The following is a 23,378-nucleotide window of genomic DNA, read 5'->3' on the forward strand; positions in this document are numbered from 1 at the left end:
CACTGAAGCATTTCCGATAGAGACTAGGGTTGATTGGGTGCCATCTCAGTTCTAGGTGGCGGTATAACAGCGGGGGACCAGAGTCCTGGTCCAACGACATCCCAGTGGCCGCCCCCTTGCTGTCTTAGTGTTTGATTCCACTCTCGTAGTCGAGGGTTACCGATTTTTTGCAGGTGTCTACTCGTTGATCCCCATCTGATTGACCAATTTGTTTTGTTCAGTCCTTCGGGCAGCCTTCCGGGAAGCCTGCTTGACCCGAAGCGAACCCACGCTCCTAAGCCTCCCGTAGTTGCGACAAAGCTACCATACAACGACACCATCGAACGCCAGAAAAAAGCACCTGCACCGATCGCAAGGTCAATTGGTGACCAAGTTGGATATATGGCGTCTTCCATATAATCGGGCTGGTTTTTTTGTGAGACTGACTGCTCTTTTGCCTTATGCATTGCATCATTAAGGAGGTGTGAGTATGCGCCCGTGATTGCTCCATTCTCAAACTTGCCGCCACCGACCACGCTAGCAGTTCCGCCAATCGCCGAGGCTGCGACTGTCTGCAGAGCGTCACTTCGAATATCCGCGACCTTGCTGGCAAAAGCCTTCGTCACGGCGGCGGATGCAAATCCGCTCCAAAAATCGCCTCCATTTATTTCAGATTCCAAGCCACCAACGACTCCATGACCAACCGACCCAGCACCTGTCTCGGCCCAGAAAGAGCCAGTTTCTGCGCCGACACCCAAAGCCAATTCGCCTGCTCCAAAGAATGCCGCCCCGGACGCACCTCCAATTATCGCTCCTCGGAGTATGTCTGAGAAGTCTCCCCCGTACAGCGCAGCATTCAGTCCGCCGCTGATAGCTCCGACAAGTATAGCGCCTCCAATCCCAGCGGTGAAAACGCTGACAACCGCTGCAACCGCAATCACAACAACCGTGCGCCAATTTTTTTCGATCCACTTCCCGATCTTTTCGAACGGTTTTGCGATTGCTCTACCAAGCTTTTTGATGGCTTCCCAAAGTCCAAATCCGCTCGGATCAGTGAATGCGAGCGGATTGTTCATGACATACGAGTATCTATCGTAGTTCTGTCCAGTTTCAGGGAATTGAAGCGTCGGATCGGCCGACACAAAACGCGCTAGGTCCGGGTCGTAGACCCGCCCATTCATGTGGATCAGATCGAGATTGTCGAGATGTTCGTGTCCTGTGAAGCCGCGCCGGAACGTGCCTTCGGCGAAATCCTGTTTTCCTTTTGCCGCCCAGGCAACCTGGACCCTCTTGCCCCAAGGATCGTAGGAATAGCCGGAAACGACTGCCCCGTCCTCGTTCGTGACCTTCACGATCGAGCCTAATTCGTCCTTATGCAGGTAACTGACCGACATTGTCGTCAACGCGATCGCGAGCGGGGTGTCTTCCTTTCCGGCCTTGAATTTGGGATCATTTGCCAGCGGCTCGAATTCTGTAGAATGCTCCAGCACTGCAACAACGCCACCTTCGGCGGCGAGATAGAGCCGGTGCCGCTGGAAACCGCCAGGCTTGACGATGAACGAGCCGCCTAGATCGCGGATTTGCTCATAGGCGCCGACGGAGATCGTCTGAAGGACATTGGTCACAAATCCGGATTTGCCGATTGCGCGCGTCTCAGAGTAGTGCTGGAAGTACCGGCTCCCGTCAGGTGCATAGGAAAAGCGCGACCATGCGTCCTTCGACTTATAGATCAGCCTCACTGAGTTGTTGGCATAATACTCGAAGCGACCCTTAGGTCCGAACACCATGTTGCCGTTGGCGTCATATTGGTATTCAGCCTCGCTGCCGTCTGGCTTGGCAATGCGCTTCACGGCGTGTGCCGGCCCTTCGCCGTCGTATGAATACTTGCCCATGCCGGTTTTTGAGAGCATGCGGCCGGCACCATCATAGGTGTATCGACCCTGCGTCTTGCCATTCACGTTCCAATTCGTCAGTCGATCGAGATCGTCGTATTTGAAGTCTTCTTTCTTTTTTTCAGTCTTGTGGTCTTTGGAGAGGAGATTGCCGACGAGATCGTAGTCCAAGGATATATCAGTGATCTCGGTTTCATCTGCCGCCTGGGCTGCGATCCGGCTCAGATTTCCCTTGAGCGGATCGTAGGCATAGGTCGACGTGACACCGCTGCCGAATTCCTCGGTGATGATCCGGCCGTATTGATCGCGCTCACCTGCGGTCCAATAGATCTTGTGTTCGGTCAAGTACGGTTTCAGCGGATCATTGGCGCGCACCTTGGAAAGGTATCCAAGATCATCATACTCACTGCTGACGACATAGTTGCCCGGATGGTGAGCTTGGACGACGCGATCGTACTCATCGTATTCCACTGACGTCGAATACAGCTCGCCCTGAATGCGTGTCGCCTTACGGTAAAGCCGTCCCTTGTTGTCATAGGCGAACTGCTCTTCATAACCGTCAGAGGATGATACGGCGCTTGGCTTTCCGATGCCGAATGCTGCGGTATCATAGGTAAACTGATCGAGTTTGTCCGGCATGTGACGCTGAAGCGGTCGGCCGAGCAGGTCATAAGACACCGTTGTGACCTGGCCTTTGGCGTCCCGCTGCCAGAAAATTTCGCCAAATCCATCATACCGGTAGTCCCAGCGACCAAGATCAGGATCGATCGACATCACCTTGTTACCAATCTGGTCGTAGCCATGGAGGAGTTCCAGTCCATCGACCTGAATTGTCTTCAGCAAGCGGTCGCCAGGCCCATATTCGAACTTCAACGATCCTTTCGCATTGTCGACCGTTTCGACGGTCAGACCTTTTTCGTTGACGATCTTGACCGAAACCTTCTCGTTGGCGTCTGTGATCCTGGTGATCAGTCCTGCATATGCAGCTTTGGTAATACCGCCGTCCGGCGCGATTGTTCGCGTTGCCCGGTCAAGATTGTCGTATTCGGTCTGGCCGAAGAAGACCGGGTCACCTTCAAAAAAGGGGAGCGAGCTTGCCACGGCACGCCCTCGCGCATCGTACTTCGTGTCCTGGAAGATTTTGCGAAAGACGCCGTCCGATTTGCCCAATTTTTCGGTGCGCAGCGTGCGTCCCTGATAGTCAAAGTACGTTGTAATTTCGGGAAGATCGCCGACCTTTTGAACCTGTTTGAGCGCGACCTGCCGCCCAAGAACTTCAAATCCTGACTCGAACTTCCGAATGTCGGTCGACTTGAGTTTGGTGGGCGAAGTTGATGCGATCAACCGCCCGAAGCCGTCGTACTCGTTTTCGTTCTCGACTTGATTTGGATCGGTGACTTTCGTTGCGAGACCGAGCAGAGACGAATATTCGTATGTAACTTTGTGGTCGAGAGCATTCGATTCCGCGATAGGAAAGCGGCCCAGTGTGTCGTATTCGGTCGACTTGGATCGAGCCGGGAGGTCGGCTGTGGTGGCTGTCTCGCCGACCGTGTTACCAAACTTGTCGTGCTGATAGGACTTCGTGACAGCGAGCGGATGACCAGAATTTGCAACTTCCTTCTTCAGCACTCCAGTGCTGGCGGTATCAAAGTTGCCCGTAGAGTTACGCCTGATGTCATAGGCGAAAGTTGCGGTATTGGTGACGACTTCGTCTGGAGGAACGCCTGACAATCCTTGCATAAGTTCGCTGCAAGCGACCGGGGTCCTTGTTCGATAGTGAGAAACGACAGCTTTTTCCAGTCGACCCAGAAAAAGCACAGCAGGCGCCATTAAATCAGGCGAGTTATCGTAACTATTGTCTGTTAGCGTTCGAGAACCGTCGCCGTATTCGACGCAGGTCTTGGTGGCGTTGTTGAAGGAATCATACGCGAACTGCTGTCTTGTCGAACCGATCTGGTCTCCATTCAGGTCGCGAGTCGTGGTCGTCGTCGACGAGAGTATCAGTCGCTTGGGCCAGGCAGTTGATGAATGCTCGACCAGGTCATACTCGTTCGTAATCTCAGAAACGGTGACGCCGTCGACAATCGCCAGTTCGCGTTTGCTGCGGCCGACCCGGAAATAGTCCTGAAACATTTCGACGCGCTCTTCGATGCCGCTCGGGACGTTGTTTACGAAGTTGCGCGCCGTCCGCTCTTCGAAACCGAGCGCGGCCGCTGCCGGCACATTGAACCGGAAGCCCTTGTATTGATATCGCGTAGCGATCTCACTCTTATCCGTGTCCACGAACGACATCTGCTGGACCGCATACATAGTCGGCACGTGACTTATCTTCGGGAACGGAGAAATGGGACTGGGAGTGTAGAAATCCTCCGCCGTAATCACAGCACTTATTCTCGGGCTGATCAGGGACTTGTAGTCTAGCGTCGTGACTAATCCCATGCCGTTGGCGATGGTCTTGAGCATGTCCGCACGACTCTCTATAGCCTGCTGCGGGTTAGTTGGATCGCCGGAATTCAGGAAAGCGGATTGAATAAGGTTGCCTCTCTTGTCACGGAAGCTCCGCAATGCATCTGGCATACCGTTCCCGTCTACATCTATGAAGCGGATACCCTGATCTTCGCCTTTGTCGTTTACGAACGGCTCCGGTGGAGCGAATTGCTCACTGGCCTTGGTCCACCCGGTACCGTTGTTGAGAAACGTTCCTTTTGCAGGACCGGGACGGTTATAGGCAATGTCGAGGAGGCCGTCGCCGTTCAAGTCCATGATCCTGTGACCCGTCAGCTTTTTATCTGCTGACAACGCCTCAAGCGGTACCGAGTATGCGGCGTCCTTAATCCAGGATTTTCCAGTGTTGAGAAACGCATTGTATTGGTTGGCGCCAGCCACAAGACGCGACGGTACGATATCCGGCAGCCCATCTCCGTTAACGTCAATAATATCCACCGACGCGTTTTCTTCCTGGATAGAGAGGTCTAGCTTTGCGGGCGGAAGGTAGTCATCAGTGCTTGGTTTCCATCCTGAGCCGGTAGACAAGTAGACACCTGCACATTCGGTGGCCGCGGAGATCGGATGAGGTTCAATCGTTATTGGATCTCCCGGATTCGGCCCAGGAATGACCTTGTCCTTGTTGAGACACCAACCCTTGCCAGGCGTATAGGGAATGCCGAACCCGGTTGTCAGCATTTTGTGGCCGTATCTGAAGAGAAGGTCTGAAAGACCATCTCCATTCAGATCAAGCGTTGATACTTGCAAATCGCGATAATATTGACCCTGAGAAACCTTCGTTTCATAGTGAACTTCTGCGCTATTGCGGGAAACGAAGGGGACGGGCGATAAAAATCCGGCCGGAGCGACCGTCCAGCCTGTTCCGGAATTTAGAAAAGAACTGCGAACAAATGAACCATCGAGTTCCCTTCGCGCTACCAAAATGTCCACCCGCCCATCGGCGTTCAGGTCCATAAACCGAACCCCCATGTCACCATTCTCGGGATCCGAAAGCCGTGCTTCGAGGGGCAGTTTGTATCCGGGGACAGGGTCCCATCTCAGGGCATTTCCTGAGCTATCAAATGCGATTGTCCACGCGCCCCAATCAGTCGCGGCTCCGTAGGCATATACAAAGTCTGCGATGCCATCAGAATTGAAATCGACAAAAGCCCCGGCCGATCCGCCTTTCTCATGAGTTATTGGCTTTGGCAGCTTTAGCGCCTCGACCCCGACCCAGCCATCCTTCGTGTTTATCTGTGTTGTGTTGATGACTTCCTTACCGTCCTTGTCCAGATGATAGCCCGCCACATCCGTGAGCCCATCTGCATTCAAATCGACAAATTGAGGACTTGCGCCGACTTTCTCCTCCCGCGCGAACTCGATCGGAGGAACAAAGCCGAACACGAGGGAAAAACCATTTCCAGTATTGACGAGTGCCTTGGTGGTCACGCCTGCCTCTGCCGGCAGCAGGAGGAAATCTTCGCGCTTGTCATCGTCAATATCTTCAACTGTGATGAGGTAGGCCCCGTCGACCGTCTCTCCAGCGCTGGAGGGTACGTAGTCGAGCACAGGGTCGTGCGCCCAACTCTTGTTTGATTGATCGAAGCGAAAGACGGAAATATTGGCCTTTGTATCATCGGCTGCCAAAAGAATGGCGATGTCCTGATCCCCTTGCCCGACGACATCCAGCGGAAAGATATCAGCCAGCTTGGCCATCTGATCTGTTGCAAGCGGTAGCGTATCCACTTCCACCGACCCCGACGATCCGATGCTAACAACCGAAACTTCTCCTGTGCTCGAGGTGGCTACTGAGATACTGCTGCAAGCACCGCGCGTTAGCAGTTTTGCGGCCGTGATGTCACCACTGCTTTGATGTGTGGCAATCTCCTTGAGCTCAAGGCCGCCTTCTGAATTGGTTGCCTTCTCAAAGAACCGAATCGTGTGTTTGTTGGCGGACACAGTGGCCAGGTCGGGCTTGCCGTCACATCTGAAGTCGCCGTCAAACACCTGCGCCGGCATCCCAGCCTCAGCCCAACCGGACACGGGAACGCCCTGCCAACGGCCTTGGTCAATTATCCAGGAATTAAGATCCCCTTGAGCGCCCCAGGTTAAGAGCCGAGACTGTGCGTCCCAGAGTGTGGCGAACGTCGTCATCAAGCGCTGTCCGTCGGCAACAACAATAAACGGCGGTTCGCGTCCTTGCGCCTCCGCCCAGGTATCGTTGTCCTGAAGATGAGCGGTAGCCTGAAGGCTTCCTGCGGACAGGCGGCTGGAGTACAACTCCGGCTTGTTGTCTCCGTCGGCGTCGAAAAAGAAAACGGCATCGGTCTCATCCGATTCGCTTGAGAAATCGATCGGCGGTGCGAGGCCACCGTTCGGCAGCCATTGTTGCGCGTCCTGTTTGAAGGCCCGACGGAAGCTGTGCCCATCTACATAGGCTGAATAGAGCAGATCGCGGTCGCCGTCTCCGTCGAGGTCAATCAGACGGTAGCCCGATCTCAGGGAGCGGTATGATCCGAAGTCCGACGGCAGCTCATAGCTCGTTGATTTGTTCCAGCGAGGTTCAAAATTTGTGTAAGTGAATTCGGTCTTCGGATATTCGACCCGAGGGCTACCGATATCGGCCCCGATTTCTTTGATTGATTTCAGGCGACGGCCGCCAAAGCGACCGGTCGTCTCGTATTCAAACTCATATCGACGAAACTCGGTCTGGCCCACAAACGCGACGATGCCAGTTGCAAAGAGGCTGCGAGAAGTCTTTTCTCCACTGATGAATCGCGCTGAGTAGATTTGTGCGCTGGTGTCGTACTCGACCACCAGATTTGCAAAAGATTCTGTCCGTAACGAAGTTTCATCATACAGGTTGGATTGATCCAAAGCACCTTTAGAAATTGTCCAAAAAGCTTTATCGATTCCCCAATCACCTTCGCGTTGGATATACAAGAAGACAATCTGATTTCCAAAAGTATCCTCAATGCGACTTAGCGCCCACGTGAGAATTTGGCCACCGGATGTTTTGATCCGCGAGTTTGGGCTTTCTCCAAAGTAGAGGGTCAGCCCAGCTTTTGTCTTCGCGACAAACTTCTGACCATCGCGCCAAACACGAGTCTGATCGTCAATCGATTTTGCGAGATATGGGGCACCCTCAGGAGCGGTCACAAGCCGTGACCCGTCAAGGGCCAAAGCGTCGACGGCATCGTCGAACACCGCGGCAGTTGGCCGACCATCAATGAAAGTTGTGCGATTGATCCGACTGATAGCTGATGCACCAGCAAGCGACCATCCGAGCCCAAACTGTCCGGGACCAGAATTGCTGTCATAGGAGAGGAACAGCTTGGGAGCCATTCCAGCAGTGCCCTGTGGCAATGCCAGAGGTAAGTTGTATGAAGAGGAACCGTTGAGGTTCACAGTCAATTGTCCCGCGATTGTTCCCGGAACAACTTCCGCCTTTCCACCAGACGCATAGAAACAGATTAACAGCCAGGGCAATACCCAGCGAAAACACTTGCACATAGACGCCCCCGCGTAAGTCAAGTCAAAGCAATTTGTGTTTCTCGTAAACCCTCAAAAACAGCGTCGAAATTTTGCGAAATGTTGACAATGGTAGCAATCGGCAGATCAGCTATAAATGTCGCAATCAAACACAAGGGGAAGCGACGAGAGTATTTAGAACTGCCGCTTGACGATCACTACATTAGATGGAAATTTGTCGTCAGACAACCTATGCATCGCCACCTCCGCGGAGCCCCCATTTATCGCCACGCCGTAGCCAGGCAGTGGAACTCAGGTGGAGGTACATGAATTTCCTAGGCCATAGTCGCATCGCGGATGGCAGCGCGAAGAATATATCCGTCATAGTAGTTCGAATGTCAGCTTTCGCGCACCAGATACTAAGACCGGTCATTCTGGTATCGGCCCCACTCACGACGTTCGACACGACCGGTCACCACCCTGTTGAGGAGTTCAGCGTAGTCGCGCGAGGCGTTTTCCAGCCGCGCCGGCACAGGCCGGCAAGCGGCCGCAGCGACCCTCAGGGAGCGGAGCAGCCGAAGGCAACCCGCGCCCGCCAGGTAGCGCCGTAGGGTTTGCCGAAGGCTTGTGGGAAACGCCGGCACCAGAGGTGGAAGACCAAAATGAACCGCTTGCCCGGGGGCAGTCGGTCCCGGTTTCCGCCCTTCGGGCGATCGCTATGCTAAACCTCCTGCGGCTGCCCCTTTAACCGGTCAAGCGGCGCGCGAACTGGCTTCGGCTGTGCCTCCGCCTGGTATGCTCATTTGTTTGCTTCAGTGGGGAAAGGGCGCTCTGCCCCCTCTCCCCTGCAAGGGGAAAATCGGTCTCCCCGTCCTTCCTGCGCTCGCCCTTAGCTCGCTCCGTGCAGGATCGACGCGGATCCGCTCGAGGCGGATTTTGCGTCGCCCCCTTGGGCGGGTGATCCCCCTCCGATTTGTCCCCTTGGCCCCCCTCTCCCCCGCTGCTCCGCGCGAGCTCGGGGAGCAGGAGCGGGGCTCCTGCCCCTTCGGGCATGAGGCCGCTTCGCGGGAATAGGGAAAAAGGGAACCATCATGACTGACATCATCACTGTTGCATTGAGCAAGCTCGACGCTGATCCGAGAAACGTGCGCAAGACCTACAGCGCCGAGGGCATCGAGGCGCTGGCTGCGAACATTCGCGCCGACGGCTACCGACTTCTGCAGAACCTCGTTGTTCGCAAGGGCGACAAGAAGGGCCGCTATTTCGTCGTCGCCGGCGGCCGCCGATTGGCTGCGCTCAATCTGTTGGCCGAGGCGGGCGAGATCGCCAAGGATTACCCCGTCGAGTGCAAGGAACGCGAAGGGGAGACCGCCACGGAAATCAGCCTCGCAGAGAACGTCATGCGCGAGGAAATGTTAGGTTCTGCGTCGCAACTGTCCTGTTGAGTTCGTATGACCGTCATGGTTGTGGGCCATATTCGCGGGGCATATCGAGGAAGGCACACGGACGTCCGGGTCAAGTGTTCCCGCAGCGTAGCGAGGACAACACTTGAGGCGGCGGCGACACCACAAGCTTTTTTGATGGGGTGCAGGCGAAGTCCTGCACCCCTGCCACGTGGCGAACGGGAGAGCGCGAGGGGAACCCCTCGCATTCAAAAGAGAAGAGTGCGCCGAAGGCGCTCCGCTCAAGATAACATCCGGTTCGAGAAACTGTCTTCTTTGTTGCTGGGCAGGGCTTTGGGTCCTGCTGATGTCTTTTGTTGTTTTGAGCGACGGCGGGCAAAGAGGACAGATCGTGGTGCGGATCATCAGGGCGGCGATGGGTTATGCCGCAATCCCGGCCGGCTTTCCAATTTTGGTGTCGGAACGGATGTCGATCATCGAGCCGGCGTTTGCCTGGCTGATGGAACTGGCGACGATTCCCGGTCGTAGCCACGCCGCGGAAACTATCCGGACTTACGGCGAGCACTTGCATGACTGGTTCGACAGTCTGGAGCAATCCGGTCTCGACTGGCGCGGTGTGAGCGAGGCGGAGATTGCGGCCTGGCGCAATCGCATGCTGTCACAGCCGAGCCCGCATACGAAACGGCCATACGCGCGGTCGACGGTGAACGATCGGGTCCGTACGGTCTGCCGGTTCTATGCATGGGCCCAGGGCCGCGGCTGGATCGAGAGTCTGCCGTTCCAGTTCGTCGACGTTCGAGTGGGCTCCGGCCGGCGACAATCATTCCTGGCGCATGTGGACGGGCGTCCGGGGATCATGGCGGCGAATATCCTGACGGTCGCCGAGCACGAACGTCTGCCGAGACCGTTGCGTGTCGATCAGTTGCGCCGGGTGTTTGCGCATCTCGAGATGCCCTACCGGTTGATGGCGGAATGGGCGCTGGCGACGGGATTGCGGCGCAAGGAGCTTTGCGGCCTTGCCGTCTTCCAGGTTCCGGAGACGGCGCATCTGGATGACGACGATCATCCTCTGATCGGCGTGCCGCTGACAATCACCAAGGGTGACAAGCCGCGCACGATCTATCCGCCGATCCGCCTGGTCGACCGCACGCAGCGCTATATCGACGAGGTTCGCACGCCGCAGGTCCGGGCGTTGCGGCGCCAGCGACCGGATTATCGGCCGCCCTCCACGCTCTTTCTCAACCTTCAGGGAAACGCCGTCAGCAAGGCGCGATTGACGGCGGTGTTTGCTGAGGCCTTCCGGGCGGCCGGTGTGACGGGAACCTTGCATTATCTGAGGCACACATTCGCGATGACGATGCTGGTGCGGTTGCAGCGGCAGGCATTGACCACGCCGGACCTCAATCCGCTGAAGATCGTGCAGGTTCTGCTGGGGCACAGCTCGATCCAGAGCACGGCGATCTACCTGCGCTGCGTCGAGCTCAATGCCCGGGAACTCGCCGACAGCATCGACTATCTCTATGGCGAGTTGATCCCCGATGGCCGTTAGACGCGGGCACATCGACCGGCGGCTGTCGGCTGCGACACCGATCGTTCTGGACCGGCCGGCCGACACCATCGTCGTCTTCCGCGACGGCTGGGGCGAGGTCACAAAGCGCTACGATCCCGGCACGCTCGGATTGCCGTCGGACATCGCGATACTTTTGGCCGATGCTTTCCGCCACCATCATGCGGCATCGAGCCGGGAGACACAGCGTCATTGCTGGATGGCGCTGCGGACGTTCGCGCGCTTTGTGGTGGAGGACGGCCAGGTCCTGTCCGCCGACGATCTGACCAGTGCGATGGTGGGGCGCTACATCGCGTGGCTGGATCGCCAGGTTGGAGGACAGACGAACCGGCCCTGGTCGAAGGGATCGCGGGCGAATGTGCTGATGCAGCTTCGCCAGATGATCGACTGGACCAAGCGCCGGCATCCGTCCCGGCTGCCTGCCCGCATCGACTTCCCTTGGCGGGTCTGGCCGAGCCGCAATGCCGATACGCGACCGCGTCTTGGCGCAGCGGATCTCAAGGCGATCCTGGGCGCGTGCTATGAGGAAATCGACGAGGCGTGGGAGCGCTTCGAAACGGGACGGACCATCCTTGCGGCGAGCGGCCCGGTCGATGGCGTCGATCCCGAGCTGTGCGACCTGGTCCTGGCGCTTGCGGGTGTGAATGCCGGCGTGCTGCCGTCGCGGACGCTTGCGATACGCAGCGGCGTCAACATATCGGCGGTCAATCGTCATGGCGGCCTTCGTCACCTTGCCGGTTATCTTCACCTGACCGGCGAAACGGTCGTCGCATTCTTTATCGCGCTTTCGATCCAGGCGGCGGGCAATCCGGATGCACTGCGACTGGTGACGCGCGACTGCCAAGTGGCGCATCCGCTCGATGAGCATCGTATCATCGTCGAATGGGCCAAGCCCCGGGCCGGTGCGAAGGTGAAGCGCGCGCAGCGGCGATCCTTCGACCGGCGTCGGCGACATGCGGCGCCGAACTTAATCGATAAATTGCTGGCGATGACCGCGCCGCTCGCGGCCCGGGCCAGCCGCCAGGATCGCAACCGGCTATTCCTGGTGAAGAGTGAGAAGAAGGACGCGGTGACGCTCGTCGTGGAGGCGACCTTGTCGCATGCCCTGAAGGCGTTCATCAAACGCTCGAATGCCCGGATATCCATCTGGAACAAGGCGGCGCCCGAGCGCGCACGCCAACTCTTGCCGGATTTTGCCGCCGTTCTGCTGCGGGGCAGCGTCGCCACCGAATATTACAAGGCGTCCGGCGGCGACATCGTCGCGACACAAGACGTGCTCAATCACGCTCGCGCCGACACGACTGAGCTTTACATCAAGGGGCCAGAGACGCGTCGCGTCCAACGCGAGACCATCGCCCGGTTGCAGGGGCTGATGCTCGGTTGGATCGTCGGAATAAGAGCGGACGCCGGAGATCAGGCGCAACGTGACCGGATTGCGTTGGCGAGCGATGCGACGGCTCCGTTCAGCCATGATTGTCTCAACCCGGCCACTGGCACAGCGCCTGGATCGGCGACTGGCAGGATCTGCCGGCACTTCGGCGGATGCCTGCGCTGCCCGGGACTGGTCATCCCGATCGATGCGGAGCACATGGCGCGTGTCCTTCAGGCGAAGGAGGAACTGGATCGCGCACGCGAGCGCATCGATCCGCGCCGCTTCGAGCTTCTGTATGCGCCGAGCCTGCGCATCCTGGTCGACGACATCCTGCCGGACTTCCCGCAGTCGCTGCGTGCGGAGGCCGAAGGTCGAATGTTGGCTCTGCCAATCCTGCCGGCGCTGGAGTGAGCGATGCAAGCGTCCACGGCACCCGATCTTGCAGCCGCGGCAAGGCCAGCGCTTCGAATATCGGCGCGCTCGGTATGGTCAGACCAGGTCTGGCATCTCGACGGCCATCGCCCCGGCGCAAACCGGAGTGACTTCTCGCTCGACTGGGGATTTACCCTGGCCGACGACAGCGGGTTCAGCGATCCGCAATGGGCTGACTGGCGAGAGGCGGCCAAACTGTTCCTGTGGAGCCTGAAGCTGGACCCGCCTGCAGGCCGCCGCAACGTTCACGATTCGACGATCGTCCGCGTCTTTAATATGCAGAGGACGCTGATCCGCTGGATGGCGGCGCAAGGGTACCGCAGCTTCGCCGATCTCGACCGCGATGGCAGCGATAGGTTCTTAGCGGCGATGGCGCAGCGTCCTGGCAGCAAGCCGGGCAAGGCGCTGTCGGCCATGACCCTGCAACACTACGCAAATTTGCTGACGCTTCTGTATCTCCAAGGATCGAAGTTCCCGGAAGTGGCAATTGATGATCCATTCCCAGGGACTGTGCCGCCGTTCGTTCGGCGTGACCGAGGCTGGCTTCCCTATACGCCGGACGCGGTCGCCGTGCCATTGGTCTCGGCGGCCTTGCGGCTGATCGAACAGCCGGCGGACGAAGTCATCGCTTTGCAAACGCAGGCGCAGGTTGCGTATGACGATGCCCTTGCCAGGGGCATCAGCCAGACGAAGGCCGGGTTCGTCGCGACCGACGCGATCAGGGAGTTTACCTTCTCGACCCTCTCCGGAGAGGAATCTCCCTGGCATGAAGCGCCTGTCACCAGCACTAAGCAGGTGCGGTATCTTGCAGATCGCATTTACGACGCATGCTTTGTCGTCATCGCTTATCTGGTCGGCGCCCGAGTCTCGGAGATCCTTGGCCTTCAGGTCGGCTGCATCGAGCAGCATCCTGCCAGTGATGGCAGCGAGAGCTTCGCCTATCTCGCCGGCCAGATCTACAAGACGGCGGGCGGCGTCGACGGCGAAGCCCACCGCTGGGTTGCTCCAGCGCCCGTCGAACGGGCCGTCTTGGTCATGGAGCAACTGACCGCTCGCCTGCGGGCCCAAAGCGGGCGATCCGAGCTCTTTCTGGTGATGGCCAGCACGGGCCTTGTCGGTCCCGCTGCGAGAACTGACCTGCCCGTCGTCTCCACGATTATACGGCGGCTGAACGATCTGTTCGCACCGTTCATCGGCCTGCCGGACCACGAGGGCGAGCCCTGGCATCTGAACACCCATCAGGGCCGAAAGACCTTTGCGCGCTTTGTCGGCAAACGCGACCGCACCGGACTACATGCGCTTCAGGCGCACTTCGGCCATGTGACCCGGGCCATGACCGATCGTGGCTATGTCGGAACCGACTTCGCGCTTGACGACCTGATCGATCGGCATACCCGGGAAGAAACCCGCGCCGCCCTGGAAGAGGTGCTGACGGCGATGACGCTCGCCGGCAAGGGTGGACGCATGATTGCCGCTCGCTCGCAGTTCCGCGGGCGCACACGCGACGGCGATGTCCAGGCTTATGTCCGTTTCCTGATGGAAGAAACGGACCTCCGCCTCGGGGTCTGCGACTGGGGCTATTGTGTCTACCGCGTCGAAACGGCTGCCTGCTTCGGCGACGAGAAAGGACCCAACCCCGCGCTGCGGACTGAAAGCACGTGTCTCACCTGCGCCAACTTTGCCGTCACGGCCCGGCATCGACCGGTCTGGCAGGCGCGCCGCGACCGCAATGCCGATCTTCTCGCTCATCCTGGCCTCGACCCGGTCAGCCGCAGGGTTGCGGAAACACGGATCGCCGAATGCGATCGCATCCTTGGCGAACTCGATCATGGAAAGGATGGTCGCGATGGCACGTAAATTGAGTAAAACACCGGCGCTGACGCCGCAGGAAAAACGCCTGCGCAACACCGACCGCAAGCTGCGGGAGGCTCTGGAGCGCCTGGTGAAGGGACTGCCCACACACCCGGACCTGCAAAAGCGATCCTACCGTCTGACCATTGCCACGCTCGCACGCGAAGCGCGTGTCGGCCGCAACGCCATCTACACCAACCACCGCTCGATGTTCGACGAGTTGCGTCGCGCCAGCGATCGCAAGATCGTCCCCGAGAAGCTGGCGGCCTGGGAAGACAAACTCGCCCAGCAGCGCGCTCTGATCCAGGTCTTGCAGATCGAGGAGCGGCGTATGGTGACGGAAAATGCCGTCCTACTGAAGCGCATCCTCGAAGCCGAAACGGAGGTTGAGCGGCAGAAACGTCATAATGCCCGCCTTGTTGCCGAACGCGATCGCGGCATGAAACCCGTTCCTATCCCGCGCGGACCAAAATCCTGATCGCGATCACTGAGTACTTTGTGTCGCCACACTCAACAATTGCTGGCTCATCCATTGCGTGCGACCATTATGCCCGGCATGATCCCGATATGCTCGACCCGTTTGACCCAGATAGCTTCATCGTGCGCGCCGAGGTTCATATCCTCGACATCGATCCCGAGATCAGCCGCACTCTCGAATTGCCAATCACTCTCAACCTCGCCCAACTCCACGAAGTGCTGCAGGCTGCCTTCGGCTGGACCGACAGTCATCTGCATCAGTTCAACATCGGCGGTCTGATCTACGGCGCCCCGGAGTTCGATGAGGACGGTCTGTCAGACAGCCGGACCTTTGAGGCGACCGAGGTCAGAATGATCGACCTTCACTTCCCGTACGACCGCGACGAAAGCGCTCTGACGATCCTCTACGAATACGACTTCGGCGATAATTGGCGTCATCTGCTGCGTCTGGAGCGCGTCGCCCGCGAGGAAGGTGTGCAATATCCCCGCTGCATTGCCGGCAAACGGTCCGGGCCTCCAGAAGATGTTGGAGGAACTTCAGGTTATGCCGACTTCCTCGACGCCTGGCTCGATCCTGAGCATGATGAGCACAAAGCCATGCGGCGATGGGTAGGCCGCAAGTTCCATCCGGAAACTTGCAATCTCGATGACATCAATAAGGCGATTGCCAAGGCCATGCGCGTATCAAAGGGCAACTATCGCTTCCGTCGCGAATGTGCCTGATTGACGGCCCCAAGAGAGTGCGGAGCCAAAGATACACTCGAAATACCGGTCAGAGCTGAAAAGTCCCCACAATCAGTATCTTCCAGCTAAAAGGACACTTGACGCATAACCTAAGATCTCCACCCGGTCGACCAGTACGAGGCATTTGACGCACTAGCCAAACAGGGAAAAGACATTGCCGACATTGCCGCCCGGTTCGGCACGACCGAAACCATTGTCCGCAAGCGGCTGGCGCTGGCCCGCGTTTCGCCGATCCTTTTGCAGCAGTTCCGCGACGAGGACATGAGCTTTGCGCAGCTATCGGCCTTCACAGTCAGCGATGATCACGAAAGGCAGGTGACCGTCTGGAACTCGCTTCCTTCTTGGAACCGCGACCCTCATTCGATCCGGCGAGCGCTGACCGAGGAAATGATTCCGGCGACCGATAAGCGTATGCAGTTCATCGGCGGGCTGGAGGCTTACGAAGAAGCCGGTGGACAGGTTCAGCGCGAGCTTTTTGACGAGCGAAACGCCGGTTACGGAATGGACGTTGCTTTGGTCGAAAAACTCGTGGCTGAAAAGCTCGAGACGGCCGCGGCCACCGTACGTGCCGAAGGTTGGAAATGGGTGGAGTGCTCCGCCACGGCCCCTGCCGGTTATCATGCGATGAAGCGCCACTATCCCGAAGATCTTCCTCTTTCCGAGGAAGATCAGGCGGCGCTTGATGCCGCACAGACGGAATATGACGAGCTTGCAGAGTTGATCGAAAGCGGCATGGCCGACGACGAGGCAGAGGCGAAGCTTTCCGACCTCGAAAAGCGGATCGACACTCTCAATGCCCGATCGGAAGCCTATAGCCCGGAGGCGTTGGAACAGGCGGGAACCTTCGTGTTCCTCGACTATTACGGTCGGCTTGCCATCGAGCGCGGCTTTGTGAAGCCGGGAGAAGCCGAGGCGGTGGGAGATGAGGACGAGGACGGCGAAGGCTTGCAGAGCGCCAGCGGCGCGGCAAAACCCAAGGCACCGAGCATCAGCCATTCCGCCACGCTGATCGAGGACCTGACGGCTCATAAGACCGCTGCTTTGCGTATCGAACTGGCGAATAATCCGGACGTGGCGCTTGTTGCCGTTGTTCACGCGATGCTGCTGCGTGTGGCCTATCCGTACAATTCGGAGCAGAGCGCTCTACAGTTGTCGCTCGCGCACGAACGCTTGGAGCCGTCGTTGAAGGACGCCGCAAGCTGCAAGGGGCTTGCCGCCTTCAACGATCTTGCGGACAACTACGGCCATCACCTGCCGGGAAACCCTGCCGATTTGTTCGATTGGCTGTTGGAGCAGCCGCAAGACATGGTGATGATGCTTCTCGCATTCGGCGCGGCGCACTCGGTCAATGCGGTGGAGAAGAAGTTTACAGACCGCAAGAGCGGCATTGAGCAGGCGAACCAGCTTGGCCGAGCGCTCGAAGTGAACATGCCAGATTGGTTCGAGACGACCGGCGACAGCTATTTCAAGCACGTCAACCGCACGACCATTGAGCTTACGGTGGCCGAGGCGAGAGGCAGCGAAGCGGAATTGTCGGTGAGAGCCGCCGCCAAGAAGTCCGAAGCCGTCACGATCGCAGATCGCCTTGTTGCCGGAACCGGCTGGATACCGGCCCCGGTTCGCATAGCCTCCGCCGAGGCGGAACAACTTGGAGCCGAGAGCATCACCGGAGACGAGCAGTTTCCCCAAGCGGCTGAGTAACATCAGTCGCGGGCCGGTCACGTTCCTCCCACGTGACCGGCCCTTCCCGCTTCACAACCGCCGATGACCGTGGGCCAGGATCGACCTGGCCCACAATCATGTTGAGGGGAGGCCCGATTCCCCTCCCCTCAAACTCCCCTTCCCGCCCGCCGGGTTTTCTTGCGTTTCAGGAACTGTTTTGCATCAAATTGCTTCAGCATTGGGGCTCAACAGCGGCGTTTTGAGGTCAGTAAAGATGCGGCAAACCATTAAGAAGTAAGGGCATTCTCGCTTTAACACGCGCCTTACAGGCTTTTGCGTGTAGCACGTTGTTGCACCTTTTTGGTTTATGAGGTTATTTTTCAAATGGCGGAATCAGTCGTGATTCCGGCGCTCACGCATTCTGATCAAATTTCACGGAGATGACAGGCCCGACCAGAAAAGAAAAACCGCTCCCGAACAAGTCCGGAAGCGGGGTCTATGAGTCAATAAATTAGCCGAATCCTTTCTCGCAGACCCTCCCTTCCCTGTCAATTGCAAAAGCACCTTTTCGGTGAACGGCGAAGCTTTGCCTGGTCCCTAAGTGGAGACGAGGAATGGGGAATACCCAAATTCATCAGCGGCCAATCGGCCGCAGGATAACGCCGCAGCGTGCGCAATTCCGGCGTCTGGCAGAGTCGGCGGATATCGGAACCGTGACGCGTGCCCAATTGGCCGTGCTTGCTCAAAGCCTGACATGCACAGGGCTAATCAACGGGACCGAAAGCCACCTGTTAGTCGCGTTGATCAATACGGTTCCCGCTGAATCATTCGACAGGTCCGGCCGTCCGATCGTATTCAAGTCGAACCAGCAACTGGCCTTCGAAATTGGCCGGTCGGTCGGTCGCGTCAGCCGCATGCTATCCAGCCTCTTCGACGCTGGCCTGATCACGATGCAGGACAGTGGCAACTACAAGCGCTATCCCATCCGCAATGGCGACGGCGAGATCACGGACGGTTGCGGAATCGACCTTCGCATCCTGATCTTGCGATATGCCGAGCTTGACGAGCTCGTGAGACAGGTTCGGGCTCAGAAGAAAGCCGCCGACGCGGCGCTACGGCGCTACCGCGGGGCGCTTCGCAATGCTCGCTATGCCCTCTCGGCCGCCGCGCGTCTCTCGGAGGATTCTTTGAGCCGTATCGGCGCCCGGATAGATCGGGTGAGCAACATTGTCGGAATCGCCGGCAAGGCATCGAGTCGCGTGCTGCGCCGGGCAACGGATCTTCTGGAGTGGTTGATAGAGCGGATGATGCAGCTCCCGCGCCGATCGGCAGAAGCGCAAGAAACGCAAAATATGACATGCCCGTATGTCGAAAACGGCATGCACAAACAGATTACAACCCCTCATCCCTTTGACGAGAGTAATCAGGAACGGCGTTCGGCTAAGGCTGGCTCCGCCAGCAACTGGGCTTTTGAAGAAAGCCTGAGGCGAGGCCGGAGCGAAATCAACCAGCCACGGCGCTTGCCGCAGGCAATGGTGGCATTGCAAGACGTGCTTAGGGCCGTGCCAGCGCTGAAGACCTACGGGTTTGCCCCCAGCAGTTGGGCCGACCTAGCGCGGGCCGTGCCGCTGATGTGCCGGTTTGCCGGGATCTCCGAGGATGCCCGCGCCCGCGCGGTCGAGCAGATGGGCGAGCAGCAAGCCGCCGTCGCCGTTGCCGTGACACTTGAGAAATACGACCGGCAGGAAGTTAGCTCGCCGGGAGGCTATTTGCGGGCTATGACGGACCGCGCCGCCGCGGGCGAACTGCATCTCGCCCGCTCTGTCTTCGGGCTCGCTGCCCGAAATTCCATGGAGGTCAGACATTGAGACGTAACGCTTTGCCGGCGCTTTTCGCCGCGCTTGTCATCGTTCACGGTCCGGCGGAGGCCGCGGATTATTCCGGCCGTGCCCGCGTGATCGATGGCGACACCATCAGCATCCGGAATCAGCGAATCAGGATAGCGGCGATCGATGCTTGCGAGCGCGACCAGACCGGATTGAAAGACGGAAAGGTTTGGCGCTGTGGCGTCGCAGCGCGCAGCTATCTTGGGAAAATGATCGACGGCCAGCACGTTCGCTGCGACATCATCGATCAGGATCAGTATCGCCGCCTGGTGGGCCAGTGCTTCATTGGAGACGTCGACATCGGCCTTGCGATGGTAAAGGCAGGACTGGCGGAGGCAATGCTACGGTATCTGCCGGCGACCCACTCGATCAGCGAGGTCGAGTACGGCCAGGCCGAGAACCGCGCCCGCGATAACGGCTTTGGCATGTGGTCGGCCGAGATCGAGAGCCCGCACGAATACCGCCGTTCCAAATCGTCCCGGATACCGTGACCGGGAGATAGCCAATATGGCGCAACGGCGCCGACGGCGCATGAACCATATTGCTTCAGTGTCGCCGTCGGAATCGCCGAAAAACCCGTTGATCTGGTCGCGTCATTGCATCATATTGGCGCGAATTGTGCGGTTGGTACGTCGCTGACAAACGGGGAAACGTTGCCAAAACGGTTCAAGCCACACTCCTCCAAGGCGGTTGCTTTTTACGCTCGTTCGCACGTCGACGCGGTTTACGCAAAGCGGACGCCACAAAAATTTCCCCGCCTTTGGCTTCCTCGCGAGAGCCAAATTTTTGCGTCCTCTCGCCTCCTCCGCTCACGCTCCGGCCTACGGTGCGCACCGCTTTCCGCCGTGCCTTTGGAACGATCATCGCAACCACCAAAGAGGAGTGAAAGACATGAACATCACCAACTACATCCAGTTCGACGGCGACAACCTCGACACCGCAAAGGGCGCCGGCCTCATCTCCACCATCGACCGCGACATGGACATCAAGGTTGTGCCGTTCGCGTCCGAGAATGAAAAGGCCCCGACGCACCGCGTCTACGCCAAGTCACCGCGCGGTCATGACATCGAGGTCGGCGGCATCTGGAAGAAAGAGAACCAGGACGGCAAGCCGTACTACACCCTGTCGATCCGCAAGCTTCGCTACAACGCCAATCTCGGCCGGTTCCCCGGCCAGGACGACGCCTCTTTGCAGGCGATCATCGAATGGGAACCACGCGATTAAACCGCTCACAGCGCCCGGCGAGCAGCCGGGCGCCCACCTTCGAAAGGCCGGAGAATCCGGCAAAGTGCTGGATTTTCAGCATTTTTCCTGCTAGGGTGGCCCGTAACTGGAGATTTGCCGATGAATGTTCATTCCCGCCGTCCGGATCGTTCCCCGGAAGCCATCGAGAAGCGGCGCAAGGCCGCCGAGCAGGCGCGCGCTGCCAATATCCGGCAGGGCTACGTTCACGATCCTGCCCTCGAGGAGGCGACCGCGCGGTATGTTGCCGGCGACATCACCCGCGAGGAATACCGGCAGCTCATGATCGAGCCGCCTGTCAGATAACCTCCCGATCAACCTTCAAGAGCAGAAGGCCGCCTGCTGAGAGCTGGCGGCTTTTTGTTGAGCTTCGCCATGGCTGATGACCGCCCCAAAGGCTCCTACACCTACCCCACAACGTCAGACGATCCGGACCGGACGAACGTTTTAAAAAACAGATGGGGAATTGAAACCCATTCCGAGCTTCGCGTGAAAGAGTATCGCGCGACCGCCGTGCGGATGCAGGAAATTGCTGAAGGAGACGGCCCGAAAGGCAATTTCGACAAGGCTCACCTGAAGGCGATTCACGGCTACATTTTTCAGGATGTCTACGAATGGGCCGGTCATACGCGCAACGAGAGTCCCCTCGTCGAGGGACAGCGCGTAGAGCCGATCGGCGGACTCTCCAAGGGCGGCACGTCCTTCCTGCCCGGTTCGCGCATAGAAATGGGCCTGGACGAGGCGCTGAAGCCGATCCGAGATCCGCGGGCCCTTCGCAATGCAACGCCGGAGGAGTTTGCTGACCGGGCCGCAAAGGTCCTCTCAGAGCTGAACTATGTGCATCCATTCAGAGAGGGCAACGGGCGTGCCCAGGAGGCGTTTATTTCCGAGCTGGGCCGCCATTACGGCCGAGAGATCGATTTTTCCGTAATCACCAGGCCGCGCATAATCGAGGCGTCGATCGAGACTACGAACGACCCGTCCAGTCCCGCAATGAAGCATGTGATAGAGGACGCGATGAACCCGGCCCGCCGGGAGGCCATTCGATCCGCATTCGAAGATTTGCGCGAGGTCGGCGAAGAGCCTCTGCAACACCATGTTCGCACCGCCCGCCCGGGCGAGGAGATCACAGGAACGGTTCTCGGCCACGACGATCGCATTGCCAGCCTTGTGACCGATCAAGGAATTGTCGTCGCCGACCGCGCGGATCTGCCGGAGAGATTGCCGGACGACGGGGAAATTACCTTCACTGCCCGATCGGACTTGTCCCGAGTGACGCGAGAGCAGCCGGCCCAGGAGGCGCAATCGCAGGCGGCGCCATCGAGGCAGCCACAGCAGGACCATGACTCGGAGTTGAAGGCGATCGAGGCGCAAATGGCGGCACAGCGCAGTCGTGAGCGCGACGACGACGATCGTGGGCGGTAACCGGCCCATCGGCTTTAAAGCTGCAAGAGCTATCCATGAGCAGAAAGCGCCAATGCTCTGCGCCCTCCCCGTCCGTTGGGTGATTTGACGGACAAGCTACGATAGCCCCTCCCCCACGCAACCGCTGGCGCGGTCCTCCACTCTGTTGCGGCCCTGCGGGTGCATGGGCTCGCTTCGGCTATCGCCGTTTTTTGCCGTCAACCAACGGAAGGAGACGGCAATGCAGAGCATCAAGGACACCTACCAGCGCATCACCGATGCCATCATCGAGCAGCTTGAAGCCGGCACAAAGCCGTGGATCCGGCCTTGGCGCGGAAACAGCCGCGGCTCCCTCGTTCCGCGCCGCGCCACAGGCGAAGCCTATCGCGGAATCAACGTCCTGATTCTGTGGCTCGCAAGCGAACTCGCCGGCTACGAGGAAAACACCTGGATGACCTACCGCCAAGCTCAGGATCTCGGCGGACAGGTCCGAAAGGGCGAGAAAGGTGCCCTCGTCGTCAAGTATGGCACTTTCACCCCGAAGGAGCGCGAAGGTGACGACGAACGCGCCATCCCCTATCTCAAGGGCTACACGGTCTTCAATGTCCAGCAGATCGAGAACCTTCCATGCCGGTTCTATCGACCGATCGAGGAGCTGCCGGCGACGCCAGTTCCGCATCTTGAGACCGTCGAAACCTTCGTCCGCAACACCGGCGCGGCGATCACCTACGGCGGAACAACCGCGTGCTATCGTCCCGCCCCCGACGACATCCTCATGCCCGATCGGGCACGCTTCGTCGACGAGGTTCACCTCTACTCGACTTTGCTGCACGAAATGTCGCATTGGTCAGGTGCAAAGAATCGCCTAGATCGCGACCTGAGCGGCCGTTTCGGCAGTGAAACCTACGCCATCGAGGAGCTGGTTGCCGAGCTCTCCGCTTCATTCCTCTGCGCTGATCTTGGAGTGGCCCACGATCCTCGCGACAATACCGCCACCTATCTGGAAAGCTGGCTCAAGGCGTTGAGGAACGACAAGCGGGCGATCATCACAGTGGCCGCCAAGGCTCAGGCAGCAGCCGACTATCTGCACGGGCTGCAAGCGCGGCAGCAGAGCAGGGCCGCTTAGCGGCCTTCGCTCCTCTGCCTTGGCACCTCATCGAGCGAGTGCCTGTGAAAGATCGCATCCCGCCAGACTACCTTGGGAGAGAGCCTATTCCTTGGGGGAGGGCGATCGCTTCGTGACCGGCTTCTACCGGTCGCTTGTGGCAGTTCGACTCATTGGTGAGTCGCAATACCTGCAACCGATTCGTTCGCAGAATCGAATTCGACGACGGCTTTCGGCACGTTTTTCTACTGGAGTTGTCAACTGACAATTCAGGTAAGTCTCTGATATCATGCACCGAATCCAGTTCGCCACAACCGTTAATTTCAGTTAACTAAAAACTCCTTGACGCCAACGCGCGATTCAAGATCATTTGCGGAAACTTCAATGAATTTCTGGATTTTGCGTGA

14 protein-coding genes are annotated in these 23,378 nt (G+C 58.5%); 13 read left to right on the plus strand and 1 reads right to left on the minus strand.

The window, feature by feature from the left end; genetic code table 11:
* Positions 1 to 23: 23 nt before the first annotated feature.
* On the minus strand, positions 24 to 7,763 hold the full coding sequence (locus PWG15_RS36370; protein ID WP_275028075.1) for an RHS repeat-associated core domain-containing protein: 7,740 nt from the start codon (positions 7,761 to 7,763) through the stop codon (positions 24 to 26).
* Positions 7,764 to 8,917: 1,154 nt separating this feature from the next.
* Here PWG15_RS36370 and PWG15_RS36375 point away from each other — a divergent pair.
* The 13 genes from PWG15_RS36375 (at position 8,918) to PWG15_RS36435 (ending at position 22,992) form a co-directional block, all read left to right on the plus strand.
* Positions 8,918 to 9,271: a ParB/Srx family N-terminal domain-containing protein gene (locus PWG15_RS36375; RefSeq protein ID WP_275028076.1), complete on the plus strand. Its 354-nt coding sequence runs from the start codon at positions 8,918 to 8,920 to the stop codon at positions 9,269 to 9,271.
* Between the two features lie 349 nt (positions 9,272 to 9,620).
* The gene (locus tag PWG15_RS36380; RefSeq protein ID WP_425536862.1) at positions 9,621 to 10,778 is read left to right on the plus strand and encodes a tyrosine-type recombinase/integrase; all 1,158 of its coding nucleotides are present in this window, start codon (positions 9,621 to 9,623) and stop codon (positions 10,776 to 10,778) included.
* Positions 10,768 to 12,579 (plus strand): site-specific integrase, encoded by a 1,812-nt coding sequence (locus PWG15_RS36385; RefSeq protein WP_275028079.1) that lies wholly within the window; start codon positions 10,768 to 10,770, stop codon positions 12,577 to 12,579. The genes PWG15_RS36380 and PWG15_RS36385 overlap by 11 nt, the downstream gene beginning before the upstream one ends.
* Before the next feature lie 3 nt (positions 12,580 to 12,582).
* Complete coding sequence (locus PWG15_RS36390; protein ID WP_275028080.1) at positions 12,583 to 14,457, plus strand: site-specific integrase; 1,875 nt, start codon at positions 12,583 to 12,585, stop codon at positions 14,455 to 14,457.
* On the plus strand, positions 14,414 to 14,929 hold the full coding sequence (locus tag PWG15_RS36395; protein ID WP_275028081.1) for a hypothetical protein: 516 nt from the start codon (positions 14,414 to 14,416) through the stop codon (positions 14,927 to 14,929). Before PWG15_RS36390 ends, PWG15_RS36395 begins: the two co-directional genes overlap by 44 nt.
* A gap of 89 nt (positions 14,930 to 15,018) precedes the next feature.
* Complete coding sequence (locus PWG15_RS36400) at positions 15,019 to 15,651, plus strand: plasmid pRiA4b ORF-3 family protein (protein WP_050746828.1); 633 nt, start codon at positions 15,019 to 15,021, stop codon at positions 15,649 to 15,651.
* A 282-nt stretch (positions 15,652 to 15,933) separates the two neighbouring features.
* Positions 15,934 to 17,373 carry a chromosome partitioning protein ParB gene (locus tag PWG15_RS36405; RefSeq protein ID WP_275028082.1) on the plus strand — a complete coding sequence of 480 codons (1,440 nt, stop codon included), beginning with the start codon at positions 15,934 to 15,936 and terminating at the stop codon, positions 17,371 to 17,373.
* Positions 17,374 to 17,948: 575 nt separating this feature from the next.
* The gene (gene repC, locus PWG15_RS36410; RefSeq protein WP_275028083.1) at positions 17,949 to 19,202 is read left to right on the plus strand and encodes a plasmid replication protein RepC; all 1,254 of its coding nucleotides are present in this window, start codon (positions 17,949 to 17,951) and stop codon (positions 19,200 to 19,202) included.
* A gap of 11 nt (positions 19,203 to 19,213) precedes the next feature.
* On the plus strand, positions 19,214 to 19,711 hold the full coding sequence (locus PWG15_RS36415; RefSeq protein ID WP_275028163.1) for a thermonuclease family protein: 498 nt from the start codon (positions 19,214 to 19,216) through the stop codon (positions 19,709 to 19,711).
* A gap of 400 nt (positions 19,712 to 20,111) precedes the next feature.
* Positions 20,112 to 20,444, plus strand: a complete 333-nt coding sequence (locus PWG15_RS36420; protein WP_275028084.1) for a DUF736 family protein — start codon at positions 20,112 to 20,114, stop codon at positions 20,442 to 20,444.
* Positions 20,445 to 20,564: 120 nt separating this feature from the next.
* A complete protein-coding gene (locus PWG15_RS36425; RefSeq protein ID WP_012881325.1) occupies positions 20,565 to 20,768 on the plus strand; it encodes an antitoxin VbhA family protein in 204 nt (67 codons plus the stop codon).
* Positions 20,769 to 20,837: 69 nt separating this feature from the next.
* Entirely contained in the window at positions 20,838 to 21,887 is a 1,050-nt protein-coding gene (locus PWG15_RS36430) for a Fic/DOC family protein (protein WP_275028087.1), read from the plus strand.
* 220 nt (positions 21,888 to 22,107) lie between these two features.
* Positions 22,108 to 22,992, plus strand: a complete 885-nt coding sequence (locus tag PWG15_RS36435; RefSeq protein WP_275028088.1) for an ArdC family protein — start codon at positions 22,108 to 22,110, stop codon at positions 22,990 to 22,992.
* Positions 22,993 to 23,378 lie beyond the last annotated feature (386 nt).

Source organism: Ensifer adhaerens (assembly GCF_028993555.1).
Taxonomy (GTDB): Bacteria; Pseudomonadota; Alphaproteobacteria; order Rhizobiales; family Rhizobiaceae; genus Ensifer; species Ensifer adhaerens_I.